This is a genomic window from Erythrobacter sp. SCSIO 43205, from assembly GCF_019904235.1.
In the GTDB taxonomy this organism is placed as follows: domain Bacteria; phylum Pseudomonadota; class Alphaproteobacteria; order Sphingomonadales; family Sphingomonadaceae; genus Erythrobacter.
This window is the reverse complement of the sequence record NZ_CP063202.1, coordinates 3,179,189-3,197,885: the sequence shown is the minus strand read 5'-3', so window position 1 is coordinate 3,197,885 and position 18,697 is coordinate 3,179,189. Positions and strand designations below refer to the sequence as shown.

Sequence of the window (18,697 nt, the reverse complement as noted above, 5' to 3'; positions counted from 1 at the left end):
TAAAGGACTCTAGGGGACACAGAGAGGAACTGACGTGGACTTCAATTTCACTGAAGAGCAGGACATGGTGCGTGATGGTTTGTCGCGCATGGTCCGTGAGCAATACGGCCCGGAAGAGCGTCGCCAGCTGATCGCAACCGATGCTGGATGGAGCCGTGAGGTCTGGGGCCAGCTGGCAGAGCTTGGCATCCTTGGCATGAGCTTTAGCGAGGAAGACGGCGGCTTTGGCGGCGGCGCGATCGATTCCATGGTCGTCATGGAAGAGTTCGGCAAAGGCCTCGTGGTCGAGCCTTACGTGCCGACTGTCGTTTGTGCAGGCGGATTTTTGAAGCACGCTGGCACAGCGGCGCAAAAGGAAGAGCACATCGGCGGCATCGTCTCTGGCGAGCGCGTGTTCGCCTTTGCCTATGCAGAGCCACGCGGGCGCTATGACCTTGCCAACCTTGAAACCACCGCCAAGAAAGACGGCGGCGACTATGTTCTCAACGGCCACAAGGCTGTCGTCATTGGCGCGCCTTGGGCAAGCCACCTTGTCGTCACCGCCCGCACCAGCGGCGCGCAAACCGACCAGCAAGGCATCAGCGTCTTCATCGTCGACAAGGCAGCCGAAGGCGTCACCACCCGCGATTATGCCACCGTCGATGGTCGGCGCGCTTCCGAAGTCTATTTCGAAAACGTGCGTGTTCCCGCCGATGCTCTCATCGGTGAAGAAGGCGGGGCATTCCCGCTGATCGAACGTGTCACTGATGAAGCAATTGCAGCCCAGTGCGCAGAAGCGTGCGGCGCAATGAAAGTCTCGCACGCGATGACGCTCGAATATGCCAAGCAACGCAAGCAATTCGGCGTTCCGATCGCGAGCTTCCAGGTGCTTCAACACCGCATGGTCGATATGTACACTGAGTACGAGTGCTCGGTCTCGATGACCTATCTGGCAACGCTGCGCCTCGATGCAGATGAGCGCACCCGCAAACAGGCTGTGTCAGCGGCCAAGGTCCGCGTTGCTCAAGCTGCACACCATGTGGGGCAGGAATCGATTCAGATCCACGGCGGCAACGGCATGACCGATGAATATGCCATCGGGCACTATTTCAAGCGCCTGACGATCTTCGATTCCGAGTTCGGCAATATCGACCACCACATGAAGCGACACATCGCTTTGGCGAGCGGCTAAGGCCGCATCGTTCAACCAACACCATCGTAAAAGGGCCTCGAAACTCCCATGTTTCGGGGCCTTTTTGTGTCCTGCATCACTTTTTTGCTCGAAATTGGCAGCTATGCGCATTTGGTGGTTGCATCCACTCGCGAAGCTTGGAACAATCATAGGGCGGCCTTTGGCTGTAACGGGATTTGGTCCAATGGGCCGGGTGAAGTGTCGGTACTTTACAAGCTTTGCTTGGCGGACCGGGCTAAACCAAGGGTAGGAATTTTTTGGAAAGTTCGGGGCTGATCGTCCCAAAGGCCTTGCGCCTCTTTCCAAATAGACGCAGTTTTGTTGCATCTCGAGGGGGGAAGAGATGACGGTTTCCAGGCCAGCTTTCTTTGGGGCGATTGCTTCCGGGCCGATTGGCAATCTTATTCGATCAGCGCGCCGCTTTGATGGCGCTGCGATGCGCGTGGCTGCGGCGTTTGCGCTGCTGCTGGCTCTCCCATCCACCACTTCCACCACATTCGCCTCCAGCCTTGAAGGTGTTGCTTCGTGCGCGGGCTCGACCTGTCATGGCCGGGCAGAGGGCAATGGCGCTGTCGTGCGTCAGGATGAAATCGCCACTTGGCAAGAGCCCTCCTCGGCCAGCGGCGCGCACTCACGGGCCTACGCTGTTCTGGCTGGGCGTCGCGGTCAACAGATTGCAAAGAGCCTTGGGCTTGGTGATGCGACGCAGGCGAAAGACTGTCTTGGTTGCCACGCGACCTATATGCCCGGAACGCCGCGCGGGGCGAAGTTTCAGCTGTCCGATGGGGTTGGCTGCGAAAGCTGTCACGGGCCAGCGGGGAACGCCTGGTTGTCGAGCCATTATGCTGTGCCAGCTAGCCATGCGTCCAATGTGGCCGATGGCCTGATCCCGCTCGAAAATCCGCAAGTGCGCGCCAATGTCTGTCTCGATTGCCACTATGGCTCGACCAAGCCGGGGCAATTTGTCACGCACGAAATGATGGCAGCGGGTCACCCGCGCGTTTCATTCGAGCTTGATCTGTTCAGCGCGCTGCAACAGCACCACAATATCGACGCCGATTACAAACGTCGCAAGCGTGCGCCCAATGCGGTGCGGTTCTGGGCGGTGGGTCAGGCTGAGGCGGTGAAGCGTGCGACGGGTCTGTTTGCCAATCCCAAATACGCGATGGAAGGCGTCTTTCCGCAGTATTACTTCTTTGATTGCCATTCGTGCCACCGCGAAATTCAGGATTCGAGCCAAAGGCGGCTGACCTTTGAAGAGAACCCCGGTCGGCCAATCCCATTTGGCAACGCGCCTTTCAATGATGAGAACATCATCATGCTGACCGCTGTGGCGGGTGCTCTTGTTCCGGGCCAAGCGGATGCATTCAAAAAGGCGAGCCGCGATTTCCACGGTGCATTGGGTGGCAGCGGTGCGTCCCCGCGTGAAGCGGCTATGCAGCTTTCGCAGCGGGCAGGGGCGCTCTCCAACGCTTTGTCACAGCGCGCTTATGCCAATTCCGATGCTTTCCAAGTGATCGACATTATCGGCAGCAATGCGCTGCGTCCGCGTTTTACCGATTATTCCGGCTCGGTTCAGGCGGTGATGGCAGTCGATACGCTGTTGAACGGTCTTGTGACCAATGGCCGCGTCACACCGGGGGCAGCTGCCAGTATCCGGTCGAGCATCAACAAAGCTTACGCTGCGGTTGAGGAGCCCAATTCCTTTAATCCTGCCGACTTCCGCACGGCGCTCGCCTCCGCGCTTGCCGCTATCAAAAGGTTGCGTTGATGATGGCGGGGGGATGGAGATCTTTGAACGCTAAAATTCTTGGTGCGCCGCTTATGGCGCTTGCGCTTTTGTCGTGCGGTGGTGGGGGTGGCTCTACGCCTGCTGGCGGTGGGACGGGCGGCAATCCGGTCCCTGCGCCAACGCCAACGCCTGCGCCTCCCGGTGATTTGTTCGCAGCGCCCGCTCAAGAAAGTTTGAGCGTCGCCGAGGTCCAGCAAATCATCGCGCAGGCCGCAGCTCAAGCCACCGCGCAAGGCGATGCGGCAACCATCGCTGTGGTGGACCGTGTGGGCAATGTGTTGGGCGTTTTCGTGATGCCGGGCGCGCGCGCAACTGTGGCAATCCCCGGCGCTCCCAATGGGCAGGATGTCGATATTCAGGGCCTTGATGTGCCAGCGGCAGGCGCTGCTATCGCCAAGGCGATCACGGGCGCCTATTTGTCGAGCGCTGGCAATGCGTTTTCGACCCGCGTGGCTTCGCAAATTGTGCAAGAGCACTTTCCCCCATCGCCCACCACGATTGGCCTTGAAAGCGGGCCCTTGTTCGGGGTGCAGTTCAGCCAGCTTCCCTGCTCTGATTTTAGCGCGCGCGCGTCTGACGGTCTGATCGGGCCAAAGCGTTCTCCGCTTGGCCTTTCCGCTGATCCCGGCGGTTTTCCGCTTTACAAGAACGGTGTGGTTGTCGGCGGGATCGGCGTTGCAGCGGATCCTGATTACACGTTTGATCCCAATGTGCTCGACGTTGATAATGACGTTGATGAATTCATCGCTCTTGCTGGCACGGTGGGTTTTGAGGCTCCTGTCGAAATCCGCGCGGACCGCATTTCGGCAGACGGCACCAGCCTTCGCTATACCGATGCGACCTATGGCGCGCTCGCCAATGTGGCAGGGGCAAGCTTTGCCGGGACGGCGGGCACTGTCGCTCCGGTTACCGGCTATAATGCAGGCGCGATTATCGCTGGCACGGCATATGGCGCAGAAACATCGGGCATTCGCCCGGCGACTTCTGCGGAATTCTCGCTTGGCGGTGCATTTGTGATGTCGGACGGGGCGGGCACGAACCGCTTCCCCATCAGAGGTGGCACTGATGGCGCGGACATCGGCAATCCGATCACGCAGACCGAAGCAACCGCAATCCTCGAAGAGGCGTTTCAGGTCATCGCGCGTTCGCGTGCGCAAATCCGCAGGCCGCTGGACAGTCAGGCGCAAGTGACCTTGAGCCTTGTCGATACGCGCGGACAAATCCTTGGGATTGTGCGCTCTGCCGATGCGCCGATTTTTGGCTCGGACGTGTCCTTGCAAAAGGCGCGCACCGCGACTTTCTTCTCCGCGCCCTTTGCTGCGAATGAGCTTCTCGCTGGCGATCTGGAAGTGCCGCAATATGTTCAGCGCGTGCGCGATTTCCTGAATGATCCCAATGCTCTGACGGGTGCGTTTGCATTTGCGGATCGTTCCGGTGGCAACTTGTCGCGGCCATACTTCCCCGATGGCGAAGTGGGCACGCCCAATGGCCCGCTCTCGCGCCCGATTGAACAGTTCAACCCGTTCTCTACCGGGCTACAATCCGCACTTGTGTTACAGAATCTGGCCGAACACCTTGCCTTTGTGACGGGCGCATCGCCCACGGATACCGCGCGCGGTTGCACCAAGCTTCCGCAAACGGCGGGCGCGCCGCGGCTTGGCAATGGCATCCAAATCTTCCCCGGCTCGGTTCCGGTCTACCGCGGCAATCAGCTGATCGGTGGGATTGGCGTGTCGGGCGACGGGATTGATCAGGATGACATGATCAGCTTCCTTGGCCTGCATAACGCCGGGGTTCGCACGGGCACGATCAATAACGCACCAAACGACATTCGCGCTGATCGCATCGTAGTCCAGGTGGGCAGTCGTCAGGTTCGCCTGCGCTATATCAATTGCCCGTTCGCGCCATTCCTCGATGATCCGTCGCAAAACGTATGTGAGGGGCTTTGATCCATGGGCGTTGCTCCGCTTCTTCCTTTTCTGATCCTGATGCAGGCCGCTCCTGGAGATGAGCCTGCAACTGCGCCTCAGCTTGATGAGGGTGGCCAAGAACTGGAGCGCAATCAAAGTGTATCGGGCCCTGGGCTCAACACCACGGCGAAGGACGAGGCGGACGAGCTCGACAATCAGATCATTGAAGGGCGCGAGCGTCCCGGTTTCAATGCTGAACTGCCAGAGAAAGTCACGCAGGAAAACCCCGGCGCGGTCCGTGCGCCCCCTCCACAAGCGTTCTCGCCGGACCAGGTGCCGATCCCTGATCGCTGGCGGCTGATCGACAATGTGACCGACATCAACGGCAATCCTGTTATCAAGGAAGCCTTGCTCGATCCCTATAACCAAAACACCTATAAGGGTGACCGTCCGATCAATCCGGACAAGGTTCCATGGCTTCCGATCAAGGGCGATGACTGGTTCTTCGTCCTCAACGCGATCAGCGACAGCGTGTATGAACCGCGCACTTTCCCGATCCCCGTCGGCATTCAGACGACAGAGGATCCGGACCGCCTCGACGTGTTCGGCGATGATTTCTCGACCGTTCTGTCGCAAACATTTATTGTGGGCGCGGCGCTGCTTAAGGGCTCAACCGCTTACAAACCGCCGAGCATCGAATACCGCCTGACGCTTGCTTATAATGTCAACTATGTCGATGTGCCGGAGCGCCGCGTTCTGTTCGTGGAGCCATCGAAAGAAAGCCACCGCCTCGACCATTTCCTTGGCGTGCAGGAAGCTTTCGTCGACTATCACTTCACCCCGCTTGATCGCGACCGGTTTGATTTCATCTCTATTCGCGCAGGTATTCAACCGTTTCAGGCTGATTTCCGCGGCTTCCTGTTTCAGGATCAACAGCTCGGCATTCGCCTCTTCGGCAACCGCGACAACAACCGTTTTCAGTTTAACGTCGCTGGATTCTGGCGGCTTGAGAAAGACACGAACTCCGGCCTCAACTCTGTCACCAAAACGCCGCGCGATGATTTCGTCTTCATCGCCAATGTCTATCGCCAGGATTTCCTGATCCCGGCGCTGACCAGCCAGTTTACGGTCGCCTACAACCGCAACCGTGAGGCGGACGATATCGAGATCGACACCAATGGTTTCCCGGTTCGCCCGGCGCTTTTGGGTGATCTTCGGGGCCGCGATTACGATGTCTTCTACCTTGGCTATAATGTCGATGGACGCATTGGCCGCATCAATCTGACCGGCAGCGCCTATTGGGCGCTTGGCGAAGATCGCAATTCGATCCTGACGGGTGAGCCAGTCGACATTGACGCACAATTTGCCGCGCTTGAGCTTAGCTATGACCGCGACTGGATGCGTTTCCGCCTGTCTGGCCTTTATCAAAGCGGGGATAGCGACCCGTATGATGATACGCACACCGGCTTTGATGCAATTTTCGAAAACCCGCAATTTGCAGGCGCGGATACCTCTTACTGGATCCGCCAAACTTTGCCGTTCGCAGGCGGTGGCCGGGTCATTTCCGTCAATGGCCGCAATGGTATTCTGAACACGCTGCGCTCTTCGAAAGAGCAGGGGCAATCAAACTTCTTGAACCCCGGCCTGTGGTTGGTCGGCGTTGGTGCGGACTTCGACCTGACGCCAGAGGTGCGCGTCACTGCCAATGCCAATCACCTTTGGTTTGAAGATACGGCGACGCTTGAAAACTTCCGCATCGAAGGCTCAATCCCAAGCGAGATTGGCTACGACGTGTCGGCCAGCGCGATTTACCGGCCCAAGGCGAACCAGAACATCGTGTTCCGCCTGTCGGCTGCGACGCTGTTTTCGGGCAGCGGGTTTGAAGACCTGTTCGATAATCTTGGCAATGACGGGAATTTCTATTCCGTCCTTGCAAACCTGACGTTGACCTATTGATGGCTGGGGGCTCCATCTTGACCAGCAAACGCGAGAATTTCCGTTTCCTGACACCGCTCCACGGGCTTTTGGCGGTGGCGGCGCTTATCCTTGGCGTGTCCGTGTTTCAGTCCGAAACGCAGGCCGCCGACAAGGAAAAGCCGACCAAACGCGATTATAGCCTCGTTATCGCTGCGCCTGCTCCTGCGCGCCAGTCACAGGCTGATGCGGACGCCAAATCCGAAGGGTGCCTGACCTGTCACCGGGCAAGTGATGCGCCGACCATGCACGAAACGCCGGCTGTGGTACTGGGTTGTACCGATTGCCACGGCGGTAACCCAAGCGTGTCGGGTAATCCACAGCTGCCCTACGATCACCCCGATTATCAGGCCGCTCGTGACAACGCGCACGTCCTGCCGAAATATCCCGACAGCTGGCATTTCCCAAGCAGCGCGAACCCGGAGCGTTCCTATGCGCTTCTCAACAAGGAATCGCCTGAATTCGTCAAATTCGTGAACCCGTCGGATTACCGCGTGGCGCGTGAGGCGTGTGGCTCGTGCCACATCCAGTCGATCGAAGCGGCCGAACGCTCCATCATGGCGACTGGCGCGATGCTGTGGGGCGGGGCGACGTACAACAACGGCATTTTGCCTTTCAAAAACTATATTCTGGGTGAGGCGTACACTCGCTCTGGCGACAGCGCGACGATCTCTGGCATTGCCAATTCCATCACTTCACCCGGCGAGGGTGATGACGGAGCTTTGTCCGACGCTCAAAAGGCGCGCGGCGTTCTGGGGCAACTTTATCCTCTGCCGACATGGCACGTCATTCCGCCTGCTGATGTGTTCCGCGTGTTTGAGCGTGGCGGTCGCACGATCAACTCGCAATTCCCCGAAATTGGTCAGCCCAATATCACGGGCCGTATCCAGCTCTTGGAAGAGCCCGGTCGTCCTGATCTGAAGCAATCCAACCGTGGTCCGGGCACAGGTTTGCGCGTCGCTATCCCGGCGCTCAACATCCACAAGACGCGCCTCAACGATCCGTTCACATGGTTCATGGGGACCAACGACCAGCCGGGCGATTATCGCCACTCAGGCTGCGCGTCGTGTCACGTGGTTTACGCCAATGACCGCGAGCCGCGTCACAGCCTCATCTATGCTCAATATGGTCGCGATGGTCAGACGGTGACGGCTGACCCTTGCATCAATCCGGAGGCGAACACCAATGCCGCGCTCCAATGCTATCAACGCGTCGTGGGGGCATCGCGCAATCCGGGCGAAGCGGGGCACCACGGGTATAAGAAAGACATCGGCCTTCCCAAAAGCGGGCTCAAAGATGGCGGATACGAAGGTTCTGGCGGTCACGGCGCGTTGAAAGGCCCGGATGATCACGCCGATGATGATCACGGCGAAGACAGCCACAGCGACAAGCCCAAGCGCGAAAAGGGTCACCCGCTCCGTCACGTCTTCACCCGCTCCATCCCGACATCGCAGTGCATGAATTGCCACATGCACCAGCCCAATATCTTCCTTAACTCCTACCTTGGTTACACCATGTGGGATTATGAGAGCGATGCGCCCTTCATGTGGTCAGGCCCGGAAAACAAAACGCCGCGCCCGCACGGGATGAGCGATGAGGCTTACGAGGAATTCTACAAGACGCAGCGCTTCCCGACGGCTGAACAAGTGCGCTCGATCATGGACCGTAACCCCGAAGGGGCGGCGGCGCGCGGAATGTGGGCTGATGTCGATTTCCTTCGCAATGTTTATGAACTGAACCCCAATCTCGAACACACGCAGTTTGCCGATTATCACGGCCACGGATGGAACTTCCGCGGCATTTTCAAACGCGACCGCGACGGCAATCTGCTTGATGCAGAGGGTGAAATTCTTCGCCCCGGCAATCCGGAAACCGACACGCCCGAAGAGCAAGCCTATCACGACAACCGCTGGCGCCAGCGGTGGCGCAAGGATGGTGAGGAGCTGTTCGTTGAGGTTGAGAAAAACCCTGCGAAAAACGGCTCAAACAATCCGGGCACGGCGGTCCATATGATGAGCATCCACGCCGAGGTCGGGATGCAATGCGTGGACTGCCACTTTGAACAAGACACGCACGGCAATGGCCTTATTTATGGCGAGGTCGCCAATGCGATCGAGATCGGGTGTAAGGATTGCCATGGCACGGCTGATGCTTATCCAACCCTACGCACCAGTGGCCCTGCCGCGCCACCAGAAGGGCACAATCTCGCGCTCCTTCGCAACCCCGATGGACAGCGCCGGTTCGAATGGATGGAGAACGAAGACGGCCGCCGCGTCCTGATCCAGCGCAGCCTCGTTGACCCGGAACTTGAGTGGGAGATGAGCCTTGTCAAAGACTCCGTTGATCCTGCGGCTCCGACTTTCAACGCCAAGGCCGCGCGTTCCAAATTGATGAGCGTTTACGGTGCAGAAACCGGCAATTTCGAATTCGGCAGCGGCATCGCCAAGGATGAGCGCGCGCATAATGACGACAATATGGCGTGCTTCACCTGCCACTTGTCTTGGACGACCAGCTGCGGCGGTTGTCACCTTCCGATTGAGGCGAACTGGAAGACCAAATCGCATCGCTATGAAGGCGGTTCGACGCGGAACTTTGCGACATACAACCCTCAGGTTGCGCGCGATCAGATGTTCCAGTTGGGTAAGCACCAAACCACCAAGGGCAACCAGACCGCACCGGTGCGTTCATCCTCGGCGCTGGTCCTGTCTTCGACCAACATCAACCGTGAGCGCATCTATGTGCAGCAGCCGCCAATCTCGGCTGTGGGCTTCTCAAGCCAGGCCTTTGCACCGCACTTCCCGCACACGGTGAGGAAGACCGAAACGAAGCAGTGTTCTGACTGTCACTTGTCGCAAGACGAAGACAACAACGCCATCATGGCGCAGCTGCTTTTGCTCGGCACGAACTATGTGAACTTTGTCGGGATGCACGCTTTCACTGGCCTCGAAGGCGGTATTTCCGCCGTGCGTGTCACCGAGTATGACGAACCACAAGCAGTGCTCGGTTCCTATCTCCACCGTTACTCCTACCCCGATTATTGGCGCCGCCACGTCGAGGACAATGGCCGCGAGCTTAAGAATTGGGTGCGCGGGCAAGCGTTTGATGGCGACATCTCTGGCGAGACGAAGCCGTTTGAGGAATTCGTCAACGTCCACGAAGGCACGAGCGACCGTGTCGGCTGTCTGCAAATGCGCGGCGAATATCTTTTCGTGGCTGAAGGCAAGGGCGGTTTCCGCGCTTACGACATTGCCTCAATCGCCAACAAAGGTGTTTCGGAGCGGATCCTGACCGCGCCATTCTCACCACTTGGGCACGATACCCATGTCGACACCAAGGACGCGACCTGTATGGCACTGGCCACCAACCAACCCGTCGCACCAGAGCGTAACACCGCAAAAATGCGGGAGGTCAATCAGGAGCAACCATTCAGCCCGATCTACGACTATGCGTTCATCACCGACGCACAAGAAGGTCTGATCGCGGTTGACATCAACACACTTGCCGACGGGGAATTCCGCAACAACTTCTTCAAGCGGGCACGCTTTGGCGATGGTTCAGATGCCTGGAACCCCAATGGCGTGCTGAACGGGGCAAGTCACATCACTCTTGCGGGCGATTATGCCTATATCACCGCCGATGCAGGGCTTGTGGTGGTCTATCTGCCCAAAGACATTCCCGACAATCCGGCGACCCCATATGTAGATGAGTGCGAGATTGATCCGGCCAACCCATCGGAAAGCTGCCTTGCGCCGCGTGTGACCAGTGTCATTCCGATGTCGGGTGCACGGGCAACGACGATCCAGTTCCGCTACCTGTGGGTGACGGACAATGAGGGCCTCAAAGTCTTTGACGTGACCGATATGGCAAGCCCTGTGGCCGTGCCTGAGGCGACTTACCCAATCGCGGATGCGCGTCGTATCTATGTCGCGCGCACTTTCGCATATGTCGCGGCGAAGGGTGACGGGCTGATGATCTTTGATGTGAAGAATCCTCGTTCGCCCAAGCTCTATAAAAAGGTGACGATGGATGGCATGCTGAACGATGCCGAGGATGTGATCGTTGGTTCAACCAACGCCTCGCTCTTCGCCTATGTCGCGGATGGGGTGAACGGGCTGAAGGTGCTCCAACTCACCAGCCCTGATAGTCAGCGCAATTTCTACGGCTTTAGCCCCGCGCCGATGCCAGAGCTTATCGCCTATGCGAAAACGCCATCTCCTGCGCTTGCGCTTTCCAAAGGCCTCGACCGGGACCGCGCGGTGGATGAGACCGGTGGACAGATGGCTATCTTCGGCAGGTTGGGCTCGCGGCCCTTCACCCGCGAGGAGATGGAGAAGCTGTTCATGACCAGGGCCGGCGTTCCGTGGAAAGTCACCGACGAAGTCGATATGAACCGCTGGGTGGGAAGCAATTTCGGTCCCAATATGGCTGTTCGGCGTGAAGAGGCCGAAGAGGCGGATGAGGACAAGCTAGGCGGTTAAGAGCGCGCCCCATTCACCTTGGGGCCTTAACCCCTTTAGTTCATTTGCAGTGCTGGATTGAGGATCGCCCAAGAAGAGGCGGTCGCTCGGTTCACTCTACGCGCTCGGCGAAGAGGCCTTTCATCATCGGCTTGATATGCTCTTCAAACCGGGCAAGCGTTTGCCAGTTTCCAACGGGTTGGAAATGCGAGACGAAGCTTTGGTCACGCCAGATATGCAGGGAATAGAACGGCGGCTCTGCGTCCACGATAGGCCGGTGATCGGCGAAATCGACATCCATCGGCCTAAGGTCCAAAGACACCGCCGGCGCCACCGCGGGGGTGACACTTAATGGAATGCCCTCAACCGTTGAATGCAGCGGACGGTGCAGGTGCCCTGCCTGAATCGCAAGAATTTGTTTGTGTCCGCGCACGGCATCGTGGAAGCGGATCATCCACGGTTCGTGCGGCTTGGGGTCCATCCAGTCTATCGACGAGACTACCGGCGGGTGGTGAATGAACAACACCGTTGGCGTATCTGGATGCGCCTCAAGCTCTTTTGTCAGCCAAGCTGCGCGCACCTCGCAAAACGCACCGCCATGGCGGCCCGGCTCAAAGCTATCGAGGCACAAAATGCGCAGCTTGTCTTCACCCTCTCCCAGTTCGAGCGCGAATTGGGCAAAGCCATCTGCGGTCGGGCATTCGGGGAAGATTTCGAGCATGACATCGCGGCTGTCATGATTGCCCGGAATAATCTCAACCGGAATGGGGCAATCGGCGATCAGTTCGCGAATGCGGTGATAGCAATCCGCGCTGCCATTATCGGTCAAATCGCCGGAAAGTATCAGAAGATCAGGCTGCACAGGCTGGCTGAGCAAATGGCCAAGCACATTGCGAAAGCGCACGAAATTGAACTCGTTCTCGCCGGCATCGGGCTCAAAACCGACATGAGTGTCGGTGATCTGAGCGATGAGCACGCCCTTTTGGAGTTTGTTCGCAGCGCCTGAGGTCATTCTAACGCCTTAGACTGCTCAAGATTGCTGCAACATTATCGTTCGGGCCATTTCCGGGCAATTTGGGGTGATCCTCCGGTTTCCAAGGAGCGGCGGGTGTATGATAGCCATGGCACATGGCGCAGCTCGACGGCACGATCTCTTCCGTTTTGACAGCAGTTTCGCCTAAGTGGCAGTCGCGGCAGCTTTCCAGATCAGGCAGCAACAGATCGGTTGCCTCGCCCGATTTATCAGTCGCGTGACAGTCGGTGCATTCCGCCACATCATCGCCATGCGCCTCGTGGTTGAAGAAGCCTTTGTGCAAGTATTGATCGGGGATGTTGACCGGCACCAGGTCGGGACGGCCATCGGTTGTGGTTCGCAAGTGGCAATCCCCGCAGGTGCCGCCCTTTTGCAGAGCGCGTGTGATCGCAAGGTAAGAGCCAGAGGGCCGACCAAAATTGGCGTAATAACGCCCGCCAGAGCCATATTGGCCCGGGCGATCGCGCCCCGTTGTAACCCGGCTGCGCGATGCAAGGTTCACTTTGGCAAGGTCTTCCATCAGATCGGATACATCGCCATGGCGAAGCGAGGTGAACGCGCCGCCTGCCGTGCCAGACACAAGGCTGTGACACGCTTCGCAGGCATCCTCCATCACGACCGGCTTGAACCCGCCCGGAGCGCTTTTGTCTTCCTCGTGGCAATCGCTGCATTCAAGCGGGGCGCCGTACTGACCAAGGCTCATCGCCATTTTTGCTGCCCCCCCGGTTTCAGAGACGTGGATGTCATGCGGGAAAACAAGGCCGCTCATCTCGACCGGATTATCGTCAAGGCTCACACGCTTGGCTTCCTTGGCGAAGTGTGCGTCGTAGAATTTGGGACGGAATTGCGGGTGTTTCTCGCCAAAATCGGCTGCATTGCCAAAGCTCACATCGGTGAGACGTGCATCCATATCGTTATGACAATCGGAACAGAATTGCTCATCGGATGCCTCAAGTTTGACCGGACCCTCGTGCTCGGTGTGGCATGAAACGCAGCCCAGCGGCCCCTCTTTGCCGAGCGCTTGTCCGATGTCCCACTGGATTTTGTCGCCCGTGCTCATGGGGGCCATGCCGGTCAGTTGACGGTCCATCTTAGCGTGGTCGTCGAGTTCCTCGTGGCAGGTTAGACAGGTTTCATCTTGAACCGAGACAAAGGCGCTTTGGTGACAGGCTTCGCAATTGTCCTCCAAATCGTGGTGCGCCATGCTGAGATCACCAGTGCTCCACGAAGCATCGAAAAGAACGGCGCCTTTCTCAAGGTTGTCGGGATCGTTTTCGACCGGCGTGCGGAAGAGGTGGGTGAACACCGGAATAGACAGCAGCAGCACCAGAATAGCAACCGATCCGATCCACGCCATCGCGCGCTTGCTGGGCATGGCTTTTGCGAGGGCGAAGCCCGCCTCAGGGTCGCCTGATGCCTTGTCCTTGGGCGCTGGTTGAATATTGATTTTGACCGGACCATCCGCATCGCGCGACACCGCAAGCAGGGCAGGGCCTACCGCGATTTCAGCGCCCGCATCAGGGTCAATGCGCGCCTCGGTGACGCTTTGCCCATCAACGCTGAACGGCAATTCGCCCAGCGCGCGCGCCGCAATCATACCTTGGCCGGCATCGGTGAGCTTTACGTGCTCAAGCTCAACAGTGAGGTCGGGCAGGTGAATGTCGCTGGCCGGATTGCGTCCGACAATGAGTTCGTCTTTGTCGATCCGCCGGTCGCGCACGATCTCGCGGCCAGACTTTGCAACGGCGATGGTGCGGATCAGGAATGCCATGGCGTTGTCCCCCTCACCAGTAATAGAACACGCTGATCACGTGCGCGAGAAGCGCTGCGAGCAGGGCGATCGTTGCAGGAATGTGGATGAAGAGCCAGATCTCAAGCATCGCCTTGATGCGAAGATAGCGGCGGATTTGATCAAGTTGTTCGGCGCGCGCTGAAAGAAGCTCGCGCACACGCGCCTCGGCCTCGCTGCCCGACGCGGGGATGCCGGCACGTGCCTTTGCCGTGGCGCATCCGGGATAGGAATTGGTAAGGCGGGCGAGCGCGCCGCCGTGGAATACATCCTGACGAAGAACGCCGAGCACAAGATCAGAACCCTCGCGGCCCAAGGGCTGCGCTGCGCTCTCAAGCTTTTTGTCGATGTCCGCGATGGTTTCAAGCATATCGCCGCCGGTCTTGTCGCCGCGACTGGCCGACAGTTCCTTAGGCAGCACCGCATAGGCATATACGCCCCAAATCCCGCTCAAAATGACGATCATCATCAAGGCGTAGGCGAGCGTATGAACGTTCCACCCGATTTGAAACCCGGTGTGCAGCGTGCCCACAACAATGAGAGAAAGGCCCAGATAAACGTGCGCGCTGGTCCATGCCTTAAGGCTCCACGAACCTTCGGACATCCGGCGTTTGCGAACACCCAAAAGCGACAGCCACACGATCAGCAACAGGCCAATCGTACCCAGCGTATAGCCATACCAGCTCCCCCCGTTGGGGCGCGGTTCCTGATCAATCAGGGCATAGCCAAGGATACTCACCACGCTGAGCAGCAGCGCAATCCATAGCCAGCGGAAACGGCGGTGTTTGAGAAAGCTGATGTGATCAGCGTTACGCCGTTTCTCGTCTGCGGAGAACCTATTGCCGGGAACGCTAGCCATTAGTTTTCAACGTCCTCTGTCATTTTTGCCAGAGTGAGGAACTTGTCAGGCGCAACGCGGATGGCCGCGCCTGTCGGGCAGGCTCGAACGCAAGCAGGACCGCCTTCGATCCCGGCGCACATATCGCATTTGACTGCCTTTTTGGCTTTGTTTGGGTCGCCGTTTTCCTTGCGCCACGAATAGGACGGTTCGCCAGGGCCCGGACCATTGCCGAACAAAAGCCAGCTTAAAAAGCTCGGCTTTTCAGGCGGGGCAGGCTCCATGCTGATGACGCCATAGGGGCAGTAGCTTTTGCAATTGCCACAGCCGATGCAGGTGTCCTTGTTGATATTGACTTCGCCATCCGCGCCGCGCTGGATCGCGTTAGGCGGGCAATCGGTCATGCAGTGCGGGTGCTCGCAGTGGCGGCACGAGATCGGCACGTGGAGATAGGCGAAGGTCTTGCCTGTCTCCCGGTCGAGGCGCGACAAACCTTCGTGGCTGTCCGCGCACGCTTTCTCGCAATTGTCGCAGCCGATGCACAAACGTTCGTCGATCAGAAGCGCGTCAGTCGCCTCGCCCATCCCTTCGTCAAAGAGAAAGGAGGCAAGGCCGGAAAAGCTGTCGACTTTGCCGTCTTCTTTGCTTTTCTGTGTTTCAATCTCTTCGTTGGAACGGCGGCGATCATCCATGATTTGACGCGCGCGTTCGCGCAATTGCGGCTTTTTATCGAGCAGTTCGAGGAAAGCTTCGCCCGGAATACGGATCACTTCCGATTTGACCGCCGCGCGCACGGTGGACATCCGGGGTTGTCCGTCGATTACGCCCATTTCACCGAAAAGATTGCCTGCCGGGATAAGGCCGAGGAAGGTCGTATCGCCGCCTTCGCCCTTTTCCACCCGCATAGAGCCAAAGCGCACGATGAAGACGTCTTTGTCCTCGGTGTCGCCTTCGGTGATGACAGGTTTTCCTGCGCTGATTTCCTCGGTGACGGCGCTGTCCACCAGCGGGCGCACATCATCAGGGGTGAGCCCTGAACCGAACAATTGCAGCATTTGCCGCTCGATCGATATGCGTTTGACCGCTTCGGCTGCTTCGGGTGAGGAACCGATGAGTTTCAGAGCAGCTTTACGTGAGAGTTCGACCACCACAACATCTTCTGCCGCGCGAATGGTCGCGCCCCTGCGGCGGCCGGACACAAGGCCAACCTCGCCAAAGATCGAGCCTTGGCCGATGGGAACGGTGATCGAAGGATCGTTGGGATTGACCTCCACCGCAACGCTGCCTTGAGCGATGGCAAAGAGCGATGATCCAGGCTCATCGCGCCTGAATATAACTTCGCCCGGCGCAAAGGCAGAGCATATGGAATCGAGCATAAGCTCACGCATTTGCAGCGTCGAAAGACCGCCGAACAGGTCCACTTGCGTGCGGTAAAGTTCAAGCCAATAATCAACGCTTCTGTTGCCGGGAAGGTTCTCGAACACCTTCTCAAGCAGCGGCTCGTCCGCCGGCTTCACCGCCTCGCCAGTGGCGAGATATTCGATGACGTCATAGCCCTGGTTCATGCAGTGCTTGATCAGCGGATAGCCCGCGAGCGCGCCGATCACAAAGATGCCTTCCTTGGTCGTCTCAAACTCTGGTGAGAGCTTGGGGAAGGCGCTGCGGTCTTCGGATGTGAATTCGATCCCCATGCTTTCGATGAAACGGCGCGGCGGCTGTGAACCGATGCGCGTGATGATCATGTCGCATGGGATGACTTCTTGGCCAGTCTCCGTTTCGACCACCATCTCCCCATCGCGCACCTCTGCGGGTGAAGTGCGATAGGCAATCCGCAAATACCCCTCTTCATCGGCAGAGGTGAGGTCAGTCGCGTTCTTGGTCTTTGCCTTTGCAAAATCGGTGCCGCGATTGAGGATGGTCACCGTGTTGCCAAGCGCGGGATCAGTGGCGAGGCCCAGCGCGTTTTCAATCCCGGCATCGCCAGTGCCAACGACAATCACATTCTTGTCGAAGTGATCTTCCGGGTCGTCCAATTGCGGGGTGATCATCGGGTGATCGGCGCCCGGACAGCGCAGCAGGTTGGGGTTGCCTTGCGTTCCGATCGCAAGGATAATCGTCTCAGCTTGAATCGTGTCGCCGTCTTTGAGTTTAACGGAGAAGTTACCCTTCTCCCCCTCGACCCCGACGACTTCAGCGTTGAGGCGCGTGTTGATCTCGAAATCCTGTACCTCGTGGTCAGGTTCGGGAATGCTGGGGTCAACGATCCGGCAATGCTTGTTCCAAATGCCAAGGATGCGCTCGCGCGTACCCTCTTCAAATTCCATGCCGGCATGAACGCCCTCTTCGTAACCCCCGCCACGCAGCGCGAGGTCCGAAGGGGTTGCCATAACGTGCTTGCCCTTTTGGTATTTGAAGATTGTGTCGGAGAGGTGGTCGGTTTTTTCCAGCAGGATATGCGACATCCCGCGCTTGGCCGCCTGGCCAGCTGCGCTCATCCCCGCAGGGCCAGAGCCAATAATCGCGACTTTGAACACGTCAGACAATCTATCCCCCCCTTTGGATAGATCAGGCATTTCCAAGACAATCCACGCATGGTTTGTCGATCCCAATTGGCATTACAATTGCCGCTTTTGAACGGCGATGCTAGTACAAAATGCACAGAATCCGGGTATTTTTCAGGAAATGAGGGGGTAAATGGGCGACAATTTAACTGAGCTGCCCGCTGGCGAGGACCAATCCGGGGCACAGCCATCAAGCCGCGAATCCAGCAAACAAACGACCAATCCATCCGGCGGCAAAGCGGGCTGGGTCTTGTTGGGTGGCGCTGCTCTTCTGGCTGTCGCCTCTATTGGCTACAATGTTTATTCCGGCGGCGAGGATAGCACGCAAGATGTCGCATCGGCGGATGGCACTCCCTCGATTGAGGAATTGCGCGCAGCGGCTGAAGCAGCGGACGATGACGCAGGACCCTGGTCCGAGCTTGGCTTTGCCCATTTTGAGCGCGGCGAATTTGCCGAGGCAGTCGATGCCTATGAACGCGCAGTTGCAATCGACGATAGCTCGGCCTTTTTATGGTCTGCCCTCGGCGAAGCTCGGGTGATGGCGGTGGACGCAGAGCAAGCCGATGCGGACCCTCTCCCGCCAGCCGCGCTGGAGGCATTTGCCAAAGCGGTCGAGCTGGACGCAAATGATCCGCGCGGGCGTTATTTTCTGGCGGTTAAGAAAGACATCGACGGCGATCATGAGGGCGCTCTTGCCGGCTGGCTAGCGCTGCTTGAGGACACGCCCGTCGGCGCGCCATGGGAAAGCGATGTGGTGCGCACGATCCAGCAGGTCGCAGCGATCAATGAGATTGATGTGGAAGACCGCCTGAGCGCTGTCATGTCCACCCGCACCCCCGAAATCGCCATCCCCGGCTCAGGGCAAATGGCAGGCGATAATGCGTCCGCCAATGTGCGTGGTCCCACCGCTCAGCAGGTGAATGAGGCGCGCCAAATGTCCGCAAGCGATCAGGAGGCGATGATTGCGGGCATGGTCGAGAGCCTTGAAACCCGCCTCGAAGACGACCCCAGCAACCTTGATGGCTGGGTGATGCTCATGCGCAGCCGCATGACATTGGGGGAGCGGGGCAAGGCGCGCGAGGCGTTGAACAAAGCGGTCGCCGCCAATCCTGGCAATGCGGACGAATTGCGGCGGCAAGCGGCGCAATTGGGGATTGAGTGAGAGTGCAAAG

General features: G+C 58.4%; 10 protein-coding genes. 6 read left to right on the top strand and 4 right to left on the bottom strand.

All coding sequences use genetic code 11. The features are described from left to right. The first annotated feature begins 34 nt into the window (after positions 1–34). The 5 genes from INR77_RS15020 to INR77_RS15000 all read left to right on the top strand — a co-directional run bounded on the left by INR77_RS15020 (position 35) and on the right by INR77_RS15000 (position 11,325). Positions 35–1,171, top strand: coding sequence for an acyl-CoA dehydrogenase family protein (locus INR77_RS15020; RefSeq protein WP_223071807.1), 1,137 nt, complete (start codon positions 35–37; stop codon positions 1,169–1,171). A 436-nt stretch (positions 1,172–1,607) separates the two neighbouring features. Beyond that, complete coding sequence (locus INR77_RS15015; protein WP_223073604.1) at positions 1,608–2,942, top strand: cytochrome c family protein; 1,335 nt, start codon at positions 1,608–1,610, stop codon at positions 2,940–2,942. A 2-nt stretch (positions 2,943–2,944) separates the two neighbouring features. Next, positions 2,945–4,912: a heme-binding protein gene (locus tag INR77_RS15010; protein ID WP_223073603.1), complete on the top strand. Its 1,968-nt coding sequence runs from the start codon at positions 2,945–2,947 to the stop codon at positions 4,910–4,912. Between the two features lie 3 nt (positions 4,913–4,915). Beyond that, positions 4,916–6,829: a hypothetical protein gene (locus tag INR77_RS15005; protein ID WP_223071806.1), complete on the top strand. Its 1,914-nt coding sequence runs from the start codon at positions 4,916–4,918 to the stop codon at positions 6,827–6,829. Between the two features lie 68 nt (positions 6,830–6,897). Further along, on the top strand, positions 6,898–11,325 hold the full coding sequence (locus tag INR77_RS15000; RefSeq protein ID WP_370632327.1) for a multiheme c-type cytochrome: 4,428 nt from the start codon (positions 6,898–6,900) through the stop codon (positions 11,323–11,325). A gap of 91 nt (positions 11,326–11,416) precedes the next feature. Here INR77_RS15000 and INR77_RS14995 read toward each other — a convergent pair whose 3' ends face one another. Genes INR77_RS14995 through INR77_RS14980 form a run of 4 tightly spaced genes read right to left on the bottom strand, consistent with a single transcriptional unit; the run spans position 11,417 to position 17,537 of the window. Then, positions 11,417–12,316 (bottom strand): metallophosphoesterase, encoded by a 900-nt coding sequence (locus INR77_RS14995; RefSeq protein WP_223071804.1) that lies wholly within the window; start codon positions 12,314–12,316, stop codon positions 11,417–11,419. A gap of 1 nt (position 12,317) precedes the next feature. Beyond that, on the bottom strand, positions 12,318–14,108 hold the full coding sequence (locus INR77_RS14990; protein WP_223071803.1) for a cytochrome c3 family protein: 1,791 nt from the start codon (positions 14,106–14,108) through the stop codon (positions 12,318–12,320). A 13-nt stretch (positions 14,109–14,121) separates the two neighbouring features. Then, positions 14,122–14,985 carry a hypothetical protein gene (locus INR77_RS14985; RefSeq protein ID WP_223071802.1) on the bottom strand — a complete coding sequence of 288 codons (864 nt, stop codon included), beginning with the start codon at positions 14,983–14,985 and terminating at the stop codon, positions 14,122–14,124. After that, positions 14,985–17,537: a cyclic nucleotide-binding domain-containing protein gene (locus INR77_RS14980; protein WP_223071801.1), complete on the bottom strand. Its 2,553-nt coding sequence runs from the start codon at positions 17,535–17,537 to the stop codon at positions 14,985–14,987. Before INR77_RS14980 ends, INR77_RS14985 begins: the two co-directional genes overlap by 1 nt. Before the next feature lie 121 nt (positions 17,538–17,658). On the opposite strand from INR77_RS14980, the gene INR77_RS14975 reads away from it, so the two are divergent. Further along, positions 17,659–18,687, top strand: a complete 1,029-nt coding sequence (locus INR77_RS14975) for a tetratricopeptide repeat protein (RefSeq protein ID WP_223071800.1) — start codon at positions 17,659–17,661, stop codon at positions 18,685–18,687. Positions 18,688–18,697: the final 10 nt, after the last annotated feature.